This is a genomic window from Rhizobium johnstonii 3841 (assembly GCF_000009265.1).
GTDB lineage: Bacteria > Pseudomonadota > Alphaproteobacteria > Rhizobiales > Rhizobiaceae > Rhizobium > Rhizobium acaciae.
In genome coordinates, this window is the sequence record NC_008380.1 from 4,198,076 (window position 1) to 4,213,560 (window position 15,485).

The 15,485-nt window shown below is 61.6% G+C and carries 16 protein-coding genes; 8 read left to right on the forward strand and 8 right to left on the reverse strand.

What is annotated here, in order from left to right; translation table 11 throughout:
• Positions 1-14: 14 nt before the first annotated feature.
• The 5 genes from RL_RS20480 to ybgC all read right to left on the reverse strand — a co-directional run bounded on the left by RL_RS20480 (position 15) and on the right by ybgC (position 3,601).
• Positions 15-428, reverse strand: coding sequence for a TonB C-terminal domain-containing protein (locus RL_RS20480; RefSeq protein ID WP_028742192.1), 414 nt, complete (start codon positions 426-428; stop codon positions 15-17).
• Positions 429-1,568, reverse strand: coding sequence for a hypothetical protein (locus tag RL_RS20485; RefSeq protein WP_011653402.1), 1,140 nt, complete (start codon positions 1,566-1,568; stop codon positions 429-431).
• 8 nt (positions 1,569-1,576) lie between these two features.
• Positions 1,577-2,032, reverse strand: a complete 456-nt coding sequence (tolR, locus tag RL_RS20490) for a protein TolR (protein WP_003542730.1) — start codon at positions 2,030-2,032, stop codon at positions 1,577-1,579.
• Between the two features lie 18 nt (positions 2,033-2,050).
• Positions 2,051-2,770 carry a protein TolQ gene (gene tolQ, locus RL_RS20495; RefSeq protein ID WP_003542733.1) on the reverse strand — a complete coding sequence of 240 codons (720 nt, stop codon included), beginning with the start codon at positions 2,768-2,770 and terminating at the stop codon, positions 2,051-2,053.
• 375 nt (positions 2,771-3,145) lie between these two features.
• Positions 3,146-3,601, reverse strand: a complete 456-nt coding sequence (gene ybgC, locus RL_RS20500) for a tol-pal system-associated acyl-CoA thioesterase (protein ID WP_011653403.1) — start codon at positions 3,599-3,601, stop codon at positions 3,146-3,148.
• Positions 3,602-3,720: 119 nt separating this feature from the next.
• Here ybgC and RL_RS20505 point away from each other — a divergent pair, with 119 nt between their 5' ends.
• The 7 genes from RL_RS20505 (at position 3,721) to RL_RS20535 (ending at position 10,284) form a co-directional block, all read left to right on the forward strand.
• Positions 3,721-4,941 carry an NAD-dependent epimerase/dehydratase family protein gene (locus RL_RS20505; RefSeq protein WP_011653404.1) on the forward strand — a complete coding sequence of 407 codons (1,221 nt, stop codon included), beginning with the start codon at positions 3,721-3,723 and terminating at the stop codon, positions 4,939-4,941.
• Between the two features lie 303 nt (positions 4,942-5,244).
• Complete coding sequence (locus RL_RS20510; RefSeq protein WP_011653405.1) at positions 5,245-6,069, forward strand: glycosyltransferase; 825 nt, start codon at positions 5,245-5,247, stop codon at positions 6,067-6,069.
• Complete coding sequence (locus tag RL_RS20515) at positions 6,066-6,983, forward strand: NAD-dependent epimerase/dehydratase family protein (RefSeq protein WP_011653406.1); 918 nt, start codon at positions 6,066-6,068, stop codon at positions 6,981-6,983. The genes RL_RS20510 and RL_RS20515 overlap by 4 nt, the downstream gene beginning before the upstream one ends.
• A 58-nt stretch (positions 6,984-7,041) precedes the next feature.
• A complete protein-coding gene (locus RL_RS20520; RefSeq protein ID WP_011653407.1) occupies positions 7,042-7,737 on the forward strand; it encodes a hypothetical protein in 696 nt (231 codons plus the stop codon).
• A gap of 117 nt (positions 7,738-7,854) precedes the next feature.
• A complete protein-coding gene (locus tag RL_RS20525; RefSeq protein ID WP_011653408.1) occupies positions 7,855-8,442 on the forward strand; it encodes a 5-formyltetrahydrofolate cyclo-ligase in 588 nt (195 codons plus the stop codon).
• A gap of 3 nt (positions 8,443-8,445) precedes the next feature.
• On the forward strand, positions 8,446-9,270 hold the full coding sequence (locus tag RL_RS20530) for a TIGR00282 family metallophosphoesterase (RefSeq protein ID WP_011653409.1): 825 nt from the start codon (positions 8,446-8,448) through the stop codon (positions 9,268-9,270).
• Positions 9,271-9,438: 168 nt separating this feature from the next.
• Positions 9,439-10,284: an MBL fold metallo-hydrolase gene (locus RL_RS20535; protein WP_011653410.1), complete on the forward strand. Its 846-nt coding sequence runs from the start codon at positions 9,439-9,441 to the stop codon at positions 10,282-10,284.
• A gap of 137 nt (positions 10,285-10,421) precedes the next feature.
• Here RL_RS20535 and RL_RS20540 read toward each other — a convergent pair whose 3' ends face one another.
• Complete coding sequence (locus RL_RS20540) at positions 10,422-10,925, reverse strand: pyridoxamine 5'-phosphate oxidase family protein (RefSeq protein ID WP_012758860.1); 504 nt, start codon at positions 10,923-10,925, stop codon at positions 10,422-10,424.
• 141 nt (positions 10,926-11,066) lie between these two features.
• On the opposite strand from RL_RS20540, the gene RL_RS20545 reads away from it, so the two are divergent.
• Positions 11,067-11,813: a YebC/PmpR family DNA-binding transcriptional regulator gene (locus RL_RS20545; protein WP_011653412.1), complete on the forward strand. Its 747-nt coding sequence runs from the start codon at positions 11,067-11,069 to the stop codon at positions 11,811-11,813.
• A gap of 95 nt (positions 11,814-11,908) precedes the next feature.
• Here the strand turns inward: RL_RS20545 and RL_RS20550 are convergent, their stop codons facing one another.
• Positions 11,909-12,910 carry an LLM class flavin-dependent oxidoreductase gene (locus tag RL_RS20550; RefSeq protein ID WP_011653413.1) on the reverse strand — a complete coding sequence of 334 codons (1,002 nt, stop codon included), beginning with the start codon at positions 12,908-12,910 and terminating at the stop codon, positions 11,909-11,911.
• A 125-nt stretch (positions 12,911-13,035) separates the two neighbouring features.
• Positions 13,036-15,351, reverse strand: a complete 2,316-nt coding sequence (locus RL_RS20555; protein WP_041936455.1) for a methyl-accepting chemotaxis protein — start codon at positions 15,349-15,351, stop codon at positions 13,036-13,038.
• Between the last annotated feature and the right edge of the window lie 134 nt (positions 15,352-15,485).

The window sequence follows — 15,485 nt, forward strand, 5'->3', positions numbered from 1 at the left end:
CAGCCTTTCAGCATCTATGGAGTCGGATCGCCGGATTCAAAGTGCGGGACGACTTCGTTCCAGGATTCGTATTTTTCTTTCGGGGGCATCGGGAATGGCGACGAGCGCTGTACCGCCCGGAGAGCCGCAGCCGACAGGCCTTCTCGAGCAGCTTCGTTGCCGCCCGAGGCCGTTACCTCGGGTGAACCAACGATCGCCCCATTCTTGTCGAGCCGCAGATGGACGGTGATCACAACTCTGCCGCCCCTCGCCTGCCCGGGAGGAACATTGAAGGAGGAAGCAATTGCGTGCTGTAAATCCATGGCTGACTTCTGGGAGGTCGCCGCGTCGACCGACTGTGCCAACGCCTCAGGCGCACAAGCCAGAATTGCTCCAAGCATGATGGCGGCTGCAAAAGACTTGTTGCCATGGGACAGATCCGTCAGCATCTAGATTCCCATAGAACTCGGATCGAAATTCAGGTCGAACTCATTCCAAGCCTCATACTTGTCCTTCGGAAGCATCGAGAAGGGGGCGGACTTCATGACAGCTCTATAGGCCCCGCCTTCCAACGCACGGCGTGTGGCATCGCTGCTACTTCCGCCCGATGACTCGACTTCTGGCTGACCAATAATATTACCATCCTTGTCGAGTTTCATATGCACCTTGATGACCATGCCGGAAAGGCCTTCCATCCCCGGGGTGACAAGCCAATTGCCCTCGATCAAGCCGCGCACCGCATCTTCTTCGCTCTGGCTGAGCTTGGAACCACCGTTGCTCTTCTTAGCCCCCAGCGATGCTTCCTGCGTCGAGCGCTTGGCGCCGCCGGCGGAAGGATCGGTCTTGTTCAGCAAGATCGAAATCTCGTCGGCATTGAAGTCGCTCTTCATCGATGAAGCGGATTTCGCCGTTTCCTGCTTCTTGTCCGCCTTCTTCTTGTCGGTCGGCACGTCGGCGGTCTTCGGCTGCTCGGGGGTCTTTTCCGGCGGCTTTTCGGCGGGCTTCTGCGGTTCCGGTGGCTTTACCTGTGGCTTGGCGACTGGGGTCGGCACATTATCCGGCAGCGCCTCGGCGTCCGGCTTCGGCGGCTCCTCAGGCTTGGCCTGTTCTTCCGTCGGTTTTTCTTCCGGCTTCGGCGGCGTCACCTCGACGGGCTTCGGCGGCGGAATGGAAGCGACTTCCTTTGGCTGCTCGACTTCCGTTTCCTCCTTGACGATCTCCTTGACGTCGTTCGGCTTGGGATCAGTCTTCGGCAGCGGCTTGTCGCTCGAATTCGCCGCAGCAGCTTCGCTATTGCTCGGCTTGGCGTTCGGCACCGGCGGCGTCTTCAGGTCGACATTGTTGTCGCCGGCGTTCTCAGCCGGTTGCGCGATCGGCGGCCGCGTCGTCGGCACGGGCGCGGAAGTCTCCTTCTTCGGAGCCTTCTTGTCGCCCTGCTGCATCTGGGTAATGGATTCCACCGGCACCAGATCGACCGGCATCGCCTCGAAATCCTCTACCTTGAAGGATTCCGGGGCGCCGAGCGACACCATCGCCCAGGTGAGCACCAGGCCGTGCAAAACAGCAGATGTGATGACACTGGCCTTCATTTTGCGCGCTATTGGTCCTTCTTCTGCTGCGTCACGAGGCCGATATTCTTGAAGCCTGCACCCTGAATACGGGCCATGACATCGGCGATGACGCCGTAAGGCGCGGTCGCGTCGCCGCGCACGAAGATACGTTCGTTATAGCCGGTAGTGGCGATCGCCTCGAGCTTTGCGGCGATCTCTGCGGCCGGGATCGGTGTTTCCTGCAGGAACACCTCGCCGTCATTCTTGACGGAGATGGTGATCGGCTGCGTCTCGGAATTCAGCGCCTTGGCCTGCGTTTCCGGCAGGTCGATCGGCACGCCGACAGTCATCATCGGTGCCGCGACCATGAAGATGATCAAAAGCACCAGCATGACGTCGACGAGCGGCGTCACGTTGATTTCGGAAATCACGGCCCTGTTTCGACCGCCGCGACGACGGCGTCCGCCACCTCCGCCGCCATTGCCTCCAACAGCCATACCCATGTCAGAATACTCCGTTGGTTACTGAGCTGCAGCGCGAGGCTGCAGTTTCTCGTCGATCTGGCGCGAAAGTATGGCGGAGAATTCATCCGCGAAACCTTCCATGCGACCCGAGAGCTTGCCGGCATCGGCAGAGAACTTGTTGTAGGCGATGACCGCCGGGATAGCGGCGACGAGGCCGATCGCGGTGGCAAGCAGCGCTTCGGCGATACCGGGCGCGACAACCGCAAGGTTGGTCGACTTCGAACCGGCAATCGCCTGGAACGAGGTCATGATGCCGACGACCGTGCCGAACAGACCGATGAACGGCCCGGCCGAGCCGATGGTCGCGAGCGATCCCAGGCGGGCGCCGAGAAATTCGGTCTCACGGGCGAGCGTCACGTCCATCGCGCGGTCGATACGCATCTGCAAGCCGATCGGCGAGCGGGCGCCGCGTTCGAAGGATTTCTTCCATTCACGCATGGCGGCCACGAAGATCGCCGCGAGCCCGGTATTGTTGCGTTCCGACAGCGAGCGGTAGAGTTCTTCCAGCGACTGGCCCGACCAGAACACCTGTTCGAACTTGTCGAACTGGCGCCGTGCGCGGCCATAGGCCAGGTATTTGTCGATGACGATCGCCCACGTCCACACCGAGGCTGCGATGAGCCCGAGCATGACGAGCTTGACGACGATGCCGGCCTGCATGAAAAGCGACCAGAGGCTGACGTCCGTCGTTGCTGCTGCCAATCCTACTTGTTCCATTGGTCCAAAATCCCCGAATCCAAACGCCCGGTGCTGGACCGGGCGGCACAAACTGATCTCGCAAGAAGTGTCCGGCGGCCGCCGCCCAAAGCCCTGGTCAAACTTCCAAGCTCATCTTCCGCCTTCTTGCCGTCAAATTTGGTCAAAGGAAGGCGTGCACCGCACAAACTCCGACTTTCCCAGTAAGACACTATTATGGTTAATAGATCGTTAGTGCCGGACTGTGACAGTAAGCCTGTGTTTGGAAGATTTCGTTCCATGGATTACTTGACCGGAGCAAGGTCCGGCTGCCGAAAGAGCGCTCATCCTGCGGCGCGGGAATTCCTTCACATAAAACTCAAGTTCTGACAAGACCTGAATTTCAAGCGATTTTGACTACAGCGGCTGGCTGCCTTCCAGGAATTTCACCGCCAGTGTTTCCGGCAGCCGCCTCGGCCGCCCCCGGGCGTTGATGACGGCGATGATCACCTTGGCGGCGATCAGCAGCGTCTCGCCCGAGCGGATCTGCTGATTGAGCACCATCTTGGCGCCGCCGGCTTTTTCCGTATGCGTCAGGATCGTCAGCACATCGTCCATGCGCGCCGGGCTCTTGAAGTCGATCTCCATGCGGTGGACGACGAAAACCAGCCCCTCCTCGTCGGCGCTGACGAGTTCGCGCTGCTCGACGCCAAGGCAGCGCAGATAATCGGTGCGGCCGCGCTCCAGGAAATGCAGGTAGCGGGCGTGATAGACCAGGCCGGAGAAGTCCGTATCTTCATAATAGACCCGCTGGACGAGCCGGTGTCCGGCCTCCGTCAGCTCTCCCGAAATGGAAAAAGGGCGTTCCGTCATAATTTTCTCCAAACTCAGGTGCCCTGTTTGGCGCAACGCTTCCAGACAGGCAAGCATTGAATGATTGTCACAATTCCTAACTATTCCCGATAATGAGCGACCAATCAGGAGACGATGCGATGAAGATTGCGGTTATGGGCGGAGACGGTTTCATTGGTTGGCCAACGTCGCTGCATCTCTCCGATGCCGGGCACGACATCCATATTCTCGACAATCTCTCGCGCCGCTGGATCGACACGGAACTTGGCGTGCAGTCGCTGACCCCGATGGATTCGATCCAGGAGCGCACCCGCATCTGGCATGCCGAAACCGGGCGCCGCATCCACTTCAATCTGATCGATCTCGCCAAGGATTACGAACTCCTGAAGAACTGGCTTTCCGAACATCGGCCGGATGCCGTCATCCACTTCGCCGAGCAGCGGGCCGCGCCCTATTCGATGAAGAGCGACCGCCACAAGAACTACACGGTCAACAACAATGTCAGCGCCACGCACAACCTGCTGAACGCGTTGACGGAGCTCAATCTCGATACCCATCTCATCCATCTCGGCACCATGGGCGTCTATGGCTATTCGACGGTCGGCGCGGCGATTCCCGAAGGTTACCTGCCGGTCGGCATCGAAACCGCAGGCGGCGAGACTGTCAGCCAGGAGATCCTCTATCCTTCCAATCCCGGCTCGATCTATCATATGACCAAGTGCCTGGATCAGCTTCTCTTCCAGTTCTACGCGAGGAATGATGGCCTGAGGATCACCGATCTGCACCAGGGCATCGTCTGGGGCACGCATACCGAGCAGACGCGCCGCCACACGCAACTGATCAACCGTTTCGACTATGACGGCGATTATGGCACGGTGCTGAACCGCTTCCTCATCCAGGCGGCGATCGGCTATCCGCTGACGGTGCACGGCACCGGCGGCCAGACCCGCGCCTTCATCCACATCCAGGATTCGGTGCGCTGCATCGAGCTGGCGCTGAAAAACCCTCCGGCCCGCGGCGCCCGCGTCGAGATCTTCAACCAGATGACGGAAACCCACCGGGTGCGCGACCTCGCCGAGATGATCGCCAGGATGAGCGGCGCCAAGATTGCCTGGCTGCCCAACCCGCGCAAGGAGGCCGCGGAGAACGAGCTGATCGTCCGCAACGAAAAATTCCGCGATCTCGGCCTCGAACCGATCACGCTGGAAGCCGGCCTGCTCGGCGAGATCGTCGACGTCGCGAAGAAATTCGCCTATCGCGTCGACCGCTCGCGCGTTCCGGCCGTCTCCGCCTGGACCAAGGACATTGCCGCGACGATCAATCACGATCCGGAAGGCAAGCGGCTGAAGTCGGTGTCGTGAGTGCTGAGAGATGACGAAGGCTAAGAAGGTCGTGGCTTGCTCCCTCTTCTCCCCAGCGGGGAGAAGGTGGCCCGTAGGGTCGGATGAGGGGGCCGCACGGCACGCCGTTCATTGCCCTTCGCTTGCGCTCAGAGCACTCGCTCCTGTCGTCGCTCACCCCCTCAACCGCCTGCCGGCACCGACCGGGGTCGAGCCACGGGTCTCGACCCGTCCTTCGGACCCCCGCTGGGGAGAAGAGACGTGTAGCAACGCTTTGCCATCTCTCCTTCGCCGGAGCAAGATATATCGGGGCAGCCGAATCCGATGAGCCCCTCCTCCGTCTTCGCCTATGTCACACTGGTCACCAATGCCGATTACGCCATGGGCGCGACCGCGCTCGCCCGCTCCCTGCACCGAACCGGAACTAGGGCCGATATCGTCATTCTCCACACCGGCGGCGTCGATGCTGCCACCCTTTTGCCCCTGAAAGCGCTCGGCTGCCGCTTGATCGAGGTCGAGCACCTGCCGCTCTCTGCCGCCTTCAACGAGCGTCACGCCCGCGGTCAGCTCCATTCGACAGCTCCTTTCACCAAGGGCCGCAAGCCGGATTTCCATTCGCCGCTCGACAATTTCTGCAAGCTCAGGCTCTGGCAGCTCGTCGAATACCAGCGCTGCGTCTTCATCGACGCCGACGCCCTTGTGCTGAAGAACGTCGACAGGCTCTTCCTCTACCCGGAATTTTCCGCCGCCCCCAATGTCTACGAAAACCTCGCCGACTTCCGCCGGATGAATTCCGGCGTCTTCGTCGCCACGCCCTCGCATGACACGTTCCGGCACATGCTCGAAAGGCTCGACAGGCCGAACGCCTTCTGGCGGCGCACCGATCAGACCTTTCTCGAGACGTTCTTCCCGGATTGGCACGGCCTGCCGGTTTATTTCAACTTGCTGCAATATGTATGGTTCACCATGCCGGAGCTTTGGGACTGGAAGAGCATTTCGATCCTGCACTACCAGTATGAAAAACCGTGGGAAAAGGATCATCCCAAGGCAGCGCGACTACAACCTTTGATCGATTTGTGGCACCGTTTCCACGATGGCGACGACGTGCCTGAGATCACGGCGCTGGACAATCCGGAAGGGGCAGCATGAAGGTACTGGTATCGGGTGGAACGGGTCTCGTCGGCCGGTATGTCGTCGAGGAACTGCTGGCCGCCGGATATCAGGTGATCGTCGGCGGGCGCCGCGCGCCGCTGCCCCGCCTCTTCTCCCGCCCGGTCGAGTTCGCAGCGCTTTCGCTCGGTCCCGACAAGGATCAGATCGATGTCTTCGATGACGCCTATTTCTTCGTCCACGCCGCTTTCAGTCATGTTCCGGGCAAATATCGCGGCGGCGAGGGCGACGATCCGAAGACCTTCCACAGGTTGAACCTCGACGGCACCGTCCGGCTTTTCGAAGCCGCCAAACGCGCCGGCACGCGCCGCTGCGTCTTCCTGTCCAGCCGCGCCGCCTATGGCGAACATCCCGAGGCAACCGAACTGGCGGAGACGATGCTGGCCAAGCCCGAAACACTCTACGGCCAGGTCAAGCTCGATGCCGAACGCGCGCTTGCCCATCTCTCCACGCCGGGCTTTGCCGGCGTAAGCCTGAGGGCGACCGGCGTCTATGGAGATCTCTCGCCGAACAAATGGGACGGCCTCATCGCCGATTACCTCGCCGGCCGGCCGGTTGCCGCCCGCGTGGGAACGGAAGTCCATGGCCGCGACCTCGGTCGGGCGGTGAGACTGATGCTGGAGACGGAAAGCACCCGCATCTCCGGCGAGGTCTTCAACGTCTCGGACATGTCAGTCGACACGCGCGATATCCTTTCACCCATCCGCCGCGAGACGGGCTGTCGGCACGCGCTGCCGGCCCCTGCCGATAGCGCCGCACTCAATCCCATGAACACTGCGAAAATCCGTGCGCTCGGCTGGGCGCCCGGCGGCGCGCCTCTGTTCGAGGAGACGATGCAGCGGCTGGCCGCTGCGCTGCCTAAATCCCCAAGACACAGGTCCACGCAAGTCTGACGTTGCAGAATGCGCCCGAATCGCAATCGGGGCCTCGAATTAAAAACGGGGATTGTTCATGCAGGTCGCAACCACGTCTGCCTCCATCATCTTGCGCGGCGCGTCTTCGACGGCAGCCATTACAGCCGCTGGAAGCGAGACCGATCAGGGTGTGCTGAAGCTGCAGCGCGCCACCCAGGCGCTGCAGCAGATGCGCCAGACCTTGGCAAACTCGGGAGACGAGGCCAAGGCGAAGGCGCAACGCAAGCTCGAAGAGGCAAAACAGCAGTTGGAGATGCTGCGCAGCTCCAACATGGCACCTGAGGTGGTCGCCCGGCTGGCCGCCGAACTGGCGCGCAAGGTCGGCACCGCCGCCTCCGAATTCGCATCATCAGTCGCGACCGGCAGCCCGGCAACGGCTGTTCCGGTGGATGCAACCACGGGCGCTGCGGCCGTCGCAACAAGCGGGGCCGCTGCTGCGCTGACGGCTACTTCAGGAGAAACTGCGGCCGGCGAGACCGGCTCGCAGGAACCGGACGCCGCCGCCAACGCCCGCAACGCCTATGCAAGCGTCGCCGAGGATGCCCCGAAATTTTCAGGCATTTCAGCCGATGATCGCGAAACGATGGAAGAGTTCAAGGCGGTCGTGCGCGAACTCAAGCAAGTGCTCGAAAAGGCGATGCGCGAGTTGCGACAGCAGGACCGGCAGGCCGGGGCCAATATGGCAGGATTCTCCATCGCCACGGCGACAATACCGACAAGCATCGTCGTCTGACGACCGCTGCTGCCGGCGGCCGAAGCGTGAAATGGAGGTGATACTGTCGCATCCGGCATTTGCATCGGACATCCCGCCGTCTATGCTCGGGTAAATCTCTCAGAACCGGCAGATCCAATGACCGCGAAAGAATTGAAAGCGCAGCTGCGCAACGAACGGCTGTCCGCACGCGACGCCATCCCCGCCGAGAAACGCGCTTCCAAAAGCCTAGCAATGGCCGACCATGCCGGTGAGGCCGTCGGTTTTGCGCTGGATACGATCGTCTCCGGCTTCCTGCCGATCCGTTCGGAACCCGATCTCAGGCCGCTGATGGCGCGCTTTGCCGTGCGCGGCGCGCGGCTCTGCGTGCCGGCGATCCTCGATCGGCAGACGATCGTCTTTCGCGAGCTGGCGGAAGGTGCGCCCCTCGTCGATACCGGTTTCGGCACGGTCGGCCCCAGCGCGGATGCCGCTATTCTTGATCCCGAAATCATGCTGGTGCCGCTTTCGGCCTTCGATGCCCGCGGCCACCGCATCGGCTACGGCGCCGGCCACTACGACCGCGCCATCAGCCGGCTAAGGCAAAAAGGCCTGCATCCGAAGCTGATCGGCATTGCATTCGACTGCCAGGAAGTGGCACATGTGCCCGACGAGCCGCACGACATAAGCCTGGATGCCATCCTGACAGAAAGCGGCCTTCGCTTTTTTGCCTCTTGGATTGGATAGGGAATGCGGCTGCTTTTTCTGGGTGACATGGTCGGCAAGACGGGACGCACGGCGGTGTGGGACCGCCTCCCCGGCCTGGTTTCCGACCTCAAGCTCGATTTCGTCATCGTCAACGGCGAGAACGCCGCCGGCGGCTTCGGCATCACCGAGGACATCTTTCTAGAAACGATCAATGCCGGCGCCGATGTGGTGACGACCGGCAATCACGTTTGGGACCAGAAGGAAGCCGTCGCTTTTGCCGGCCGCCACGATCAGTTCCTGCGCCCCGCCAACTACCCGCAAGGCACGCCCGGCCGCGGCTCCGGCCTTTTCTATGCCAGGAACGGCGCGCGTGTGCTCGTCGCCAACGTCATGGGCCGGGTGTTCATGCATCCCGAACTCGACGACCCCTTCAAATCGGCGGAGGTCATCCTCGACGCCTGCCCGCTGAAGGAACAGGCCGATGCGATCATCTTCGATTTCCATGCGGAGGCGACCAGCGAGAAGCAATGTTTCGGCCATTTCGTCGACGGCCGCGCCAGCTTCGTCGTCGGCACCCACACGCATGTGCCGACCGCCGACGCGCAGATCCTGAACGGCGGCACCGCCTATATGTCGGATGCCGGCATGTGCGGCGACTACGACTCCTCCCTCGGCATGGACAAGGAGGAGCCGCTTAACCGCTTCATCTCCAAGATGCCGAAGGGCCGCATGGAAGCCGCCAACGGCCCCGCGACGATCTGCGGTGTCGGCGTGGAGATCTCGGATACGACCGGACTTGCCGAAAAGATCGCGCCGCTCCGGCTCGGACCCCGGCTGGCCGAAACGGTGCCGGAGTTCTGGCGGTAACAGGCGACGGGCGCCGTTCAACACGCAATTGTGAGAACCCGCCGTCTGGACCCCTGCGGCCTCATGCCGCATCCTCCCCGCCACTCGCGCATAACCCCGAAAATCGGAATCGATTTTCGGAAAGGATTATGCGCCGATTTAAGGGTGATAGAGCGCCGGAGGGGTGGCATGAAGCCGCGATATCTTGTCCTCGCTATCGCATGCCTTGCGGCCTTCGCCGCGCCGAATCTTGCCGGGGCGCAAGAGCAGCGGCCACCGGTCAGCCAGTGCCAGGCGATCGCGCAATCCATCCCCAAGGTGACCTTCGCAAGCTTTTCCGGCGCCTCGCCGCTGGTGCCTGCCGTCTCCGAGGGCGAGGATGTCAAACTGACCTTCCTCGGCCATTCGACCTTCGAGATCGATACGCCCGGCGGCATCGTTATCGCAACCGACTATAATGGCTGGTACAGGCCGGCAACGCCGCCCGATGTCGTGACCATGAACAAGGCTCACACGACCCACTATACCCTGACCCCCGATCCCGGCATCAAGCATGTGCTGCATGGGTGGAGCGACATTCCGGGCGAGAAGGCCGATATCAATCTCGTCGTCGGCGATGCTTATATCCGCAACGTCCCCACGGATATCCGCTTCAGCTACGGCCTCGGCGGCGCGCATGAGAACGGCAATTCCATCTTCATCTTCGAGATCGCCGGCCTCTGCATCGGCCATCTCGGCCACCTGCACTACGAGCTGACGGATACCCATTATACCGAGATCGGCCGGCTCGACATCGTCATGGTCCCCGTCGATGGCGGCCTGACCATGGGCGCCGACAGCATGAGCCGCGTCATCAAGCGGCTGCGCTCGTCGCTGATCCTGCCGATGCACCGGCGCGGCCCGCCGGTCGAAGCCTTCGTCTCGATGTTCGGCAAGGATTTCGACGTCGCCCATGCGCCCGATGACAGCATCACCGTCTCGATGCGCACGCTGCCGAAAAAGCCGCTGATCTATGTGTTGAAGGGTGTGCAGTAAAAAGGCCCGGCGGTTTTCCTTCTACAGCGCCGCGCGTCTTTTCAGACGCGCAAAGGACGCTGTAGCACTTTCAATTGCTGCATAATTTTGTCCTTAAATCGATTCCGATTTAAGGAATTATGCAGGAGCTTTGCGCGTCAAGCGAACTGCAGATGGCGCTTGATGCCGACATCCGGCATCTTGTCGTCGTCGAGATTGGCCTTGGCGATCTCCCAGCCGAATTTCAGCTTGTTGCCCGTGGAAACCCAGATCTCGGCATCGTCGACATGGAGGGACAGCATGGTGAGCTTGGGGTCCTTCTTGCCGCCGTCATACCAGGCCGCGACGATCGAGCTCCAATATTCCTCGATCTTGGAGGGGTCAGGATGCACCTCGATCACACCGGCAAGGCAGGCGTGATAGTCGTGATCCTTGCCGATAACGCAGAAATGCGCGCGGCTGCCGGGCTTGATGGCGCGTACGATGTCGGCGTCGGTCTTGGTGTAGAACCAGATGGTGTTGGTGGTGGGATCGGCATGCGGCGCCATCGGCTGCATGTGCATGTCCAGTCCGGAAATTCCGAGCATGCCGGCATGAACATCGTTGACCTGATCCCAGAGCTGACGTGCTGGATGTTCCTGCGCCTCACTGAGACTTGCCATGATCGTTCCTTTCCGTTGGATGGAGTTCGGTTGAAACGTCATCCCCTCGCCTTTGTTCCGAAGTGCTTTTTCCTTGAACGGGTGTCGTTTCGCTCTTATAAGGCGGCCCATTCCGAACAATGAGACGTGAACAGGGGTGCCATGGCTGGCCATTCACAGTTTAAAAACATCATGCACCGCAAAGGCCGTCAGGATGCCGTGCGGTCGAAAATGTTCTCCAAGCTTGCGCGCGAAATCACCGTTGCCGCCAAGGCCGGCCTGCCCGACCCGACGATGAACGCCCGCCTTCGCCTGGCGATCCAGAACGCCAAGGCCCAGTCCATGCCGAAGGACAATATCGACCGCGCCATCAAGAAGGCAGCCGGTGCGGACGGCGAAAACTATGATGAAGTCCGCTATGAGGGCTACGGCCCCGGCGGCACGGCGATCATCGTCGAGGCGCTGACCGACAATCGCAACCGCACTGCCTCCAACGTCCGCTCGAGCTTCACCAAGGCCGGCGGCGCTCTTGGCGAAACCGGCTCCGTTTCCTTCTCCTTCGACCATGTCGGCGAAATCACCTACAAGCTTTCCGTCGGCGATGGCGACAAGGTGATGGAAGCCGCGATCGAAGCCGGCGCCGACGACGTCGAGTCCGACGAAGACGGCCACTACATTACCTGCGCCTTCGAAGCCCTCGGCGAAGTGGCAAAAGCGCTGGAATCGAGCCTCGGCGAAGCCGAAACCGTCAAGGCCGTCTGGCGTGCGCAGAACAACGTGCCGGTAGACGAGGAAAAAGCTCAGTCGCTGCTGAAACTCATCGACAGCCTGGAAGACGATGACGACGTGCAGAACGTCTATTCCAACTTCGAAGTCTCGGAAGAAGTGCTGGCGAAGCTCTCGGCCTGATCTCCTCAGGCAGGTGTCAAATAAAAACCCGGCTGCAACGCCGGGTTTTTTCTTGCCGGAAAGATGGCGCCGTCGGAGTGCGCCTTGCGTAGATCCTAAGCGGCGGCTCGCATGAAATTTCCTAGCCCCGCGAATAGTTCCACCGATGTCAGCCGTGCCTCGATGTCGTGGATCGGCATCGAGATGATCACCTCGTCGGCCTGCGTTTCCTGTAGAAACTCCGTCAGTTTCGCCTCCGCCGTCTTCGGCGAGCCGACCACGGCATAACGCAGCGTGTGTTCGACATTCATCTTTTCCATCGGCGACCAGAAGTCCGCCATATCGGCCACCGGACGTGGGAACGGGCCGCGGACATTGCGGCGCAGATTGACGAACTGCTGCTCTGCGGAAGTGAAATGGTAGCGAGCCTCCTCGTCCGTCGCCGCCACCGCGCCCATGACGCCGACCATCACATGGGGTTTGTCGAGCGTCGCCGAGGGTTGGAAGCGGTCGCGGTAGATCGCGATTGCATCGAGCAGCATGTCGGGCGCGAAATGCGAAGCGAAGGCATAGGGAAGGCCCAGCATGCCGGCAAGCTGGGCGCTGTAGAGGCTGGAGCCGAGCAGCCAGATCGGGATATGTGAACCATTGCCGGGAACCGCGAGGATCGCCTGGTTATCAACCGGCGTATCGAGAAGTTGCTGCAGTTCCACCACGTCGTTCGGAAAGCTGTTTGCACCGGCCTCGAGATTGCGCCGCAGCGCCTGTGCCGTGCGCATGTCCGTTCCCGGCGCGCGCCCGAGGCCGAGATCGATGCGGCCGGGGAAGAGCGCCTCCAGCGTGCCGAACTGCTCGGCGATGACGAGCGGCGAATGATTGGGCAGCATGATGCCGCCGGAGCCGATGCGGATGCGCTTTGTCGCAGCTCCGACATGGCCGATGACGACTGATGTGGCAGCGCTGGCGATCCCCGGCATGCCGTGATGTTCGGCAAGCCAGAAGCGCTTGTAACCGAATTCCTCGGCCTTTACAGCCATCCGCGCCGAGGACTCGAGGGACTGGCGCACGGTGCTGCCTTCGGCAACGGGGGAAAGGTCGAGTATGGAGAAGGGAACCATGGGAAACCTGCCGGGCAGTTGAACGATGCCGTCTATGTAGGTTCGCGCCCGCGCCATTCCAAACCATGCGCGCAAACAAAAAGGCCGCGCGAGCGCGACCTTTCTGCAAGGTCAGAAGCGATCGTTTATCGGTGACGGCGCAGCGCATGCACCTCGGCGCTCGGCTGGTGGTGGCCGGGCGGCAGCGTGAAATTGCCGAGCTGGCGGTCCATTTCCAGGGCTTCCGTCGCCAGCCGGTGGATCGCCGCCGTCGTCTCTTCGACCATCGAGGCGTTCTGCTGCGTAATCGCGTCGAGTTCGGCAACGGCGCTATTGATCTCGCGCAGCGTATTGGCCTCCTCGCGGGTCGCACTCATGATCTCGTTGATCTGCCCGTTGATCGCCTCGACATGGGCGCCGATGCCCGTCAGGGCGACGCCCGCTTTTTCCACAAGCGTAACGCCGCTTTCGACCTCATGCGTCGACTTCTGCAGCAGGCTGGAGATCTCCTTGGCCGCACTCGACGAACGCTGGGCCAACTCGCGCACTTCCATGGCGACGACGGCGAAGCCCTTGCCGGATTCACCGGCGCGCGCCGCCTCGACGCCGGCATTGAGCGCCAGGAGGTTGGTCTGGAAGGCGATGTCGTCGATGACGGAGATGATCGTGTTGATCTGGCGCGACGAGGCCTGGATTGCCTCCATCGCCGCGATGGTCTCGCGCATGATCTGGCCTGAGCCGGTCGTCTCCTTCTTGGCGTCGCGGGCGATGCGCTCGGCCTGTTCGGCCCGCTCGATCTGCCGGCGGACCGACTGTGTGATGGCGCTGATCGCATTCGCCGTCTCGGTGATCGAGCCGGCCTGGCGCTCGGTGCGCCCGGCAAGTTCGTCGGCGCCGGTGCGCATCTCCTCGGAGCCGGCGCGCACCGCCATCGAGTTGCCGCCGATGGCCGTCATGGTTTCGCTGAGCGTCGCCAGCGCCTCGTTGAAATTGACGCGCAGGCTTTCAAGCTCGTTCGGGAAGCGGGTATCGATCTGATAGGCGAGATCGCCGCTCGCCAGATGATGCAGGCCCTCGTCAATCGCCTCGACCACCTGCTGCAGCGTTTTCGCTTCGGCCTCACGCTCGGCCAAATTCTGCTGGCGGTCCTGCTCGGCCTGCATGCGGGTCTCTTCGCTGGCGGCTTCGAGCTCGCGGCTTTCGATCAGCGAGTGGCGAAAGCGGTCGAGCGCGTTGGCCATCGTGCCGATCTCGTCCTTGCGGTTCAGGCTGCCGATCTCGCTGTCGAGCTTGCCGTCGGCGACCTCGCGGGTGACGCCGGCAAGCCGTGCAAGCGGCGAAAACAGCAAATTGGTGACGAGCCCGGTCGTGATCGCCATGACGACGAGCACGCCGATACCGATCATCGTCAGCAGGGTGGCGATCTCGATCGAGCCGGCATTGAGCTCGCTCAAGAGCACACTCTCGACCACGAGGAAGCGGTCGCCGCGATAGTCGATACCGCGGACATAGGCACGAGCCGCACCATCCGCCCGGCCGAAATCGGCAACCGTCATCGCCGAACTGGCAAGCGCGCTCTTGATGAAGGTGAAAGGCGTCGCATCGAGCGTCGCAAGCTTGCCGCTTCCGTCCAGGCCGACTGCGGAACCATCGTCGGAGACAATCGCCGCCCGCGCCGTGCTACCCTGGATGATGCCCTTGGCGAGGATGCCGGTGACGATCTCGTCGCGCACCTTGAAGAGGATGATGCCCTTGGCCGCCCCAAGCTTGACGATCGGCACGGCATAGAAGATCGCCGACTTGCCGCTTCCGGCATCGACGCGAAGGCCGGAAAAGCCTGTCGGCGCGGCGTCATCGGTCGCCTTGGCTGTATTCTCGATCGCCTTGGCGAAAGCGATGCCGGCGCCAGTCGCCTTCCAGGCGTCCGACTTCAGATTTTCGGCGAAATCGTCTTCCTTCTTATAGGAATAGAGCACGGTGCCCTCGAGATCGACGATCAGCAGATCGCTGAAGGCGGTATCCTCGAGGTCGCGGGCGACTTCGCCCTGCGTCTTCTCGTGGCTCGAATAATAAAAGCCGCTCGGCCCTTCCGGCTTGATGAGCTTCTCGCGCTGGTCGGCGGGGTTGGGGTTGCCTGCTATGAAAACCTTCTTCAGCTCGGCACGGGCATCACCCGCGGTCTTCTCGATGGTCTTCCAGCCGCTCTTCAGATTGGTGATCGACATCTGCAGCGCCTCGATGCGCGCGATGGAGTTGGCCTGGTTTTCAAGCTGCGTCAGCTGGTCCTGCAGCATGTCGCCGCGAAAGATCAGCACGCTTTCCTTGGCCTTCAGCGCCTGCTCGTCGGAAATGCGGCTGCTGGCGAAATAGGCAAGCACATCGATGACCGCGATCGACAGCACGGTCAGCAGAATGAATGTGGCGATGACCTTAAAGGACAGGGATTGAAATCTCCGAGCCATGTACGACGAACCCCTTCTGAACGCGCCTGCCAAGCGCGGGCACGCAGCGCATGCCTGATCAACTGACCTATAAACACAACATCGGGGGCTTAAATCTTCGCGAAAAGAAGCCCTCTCGTATTCGATGACTAGAA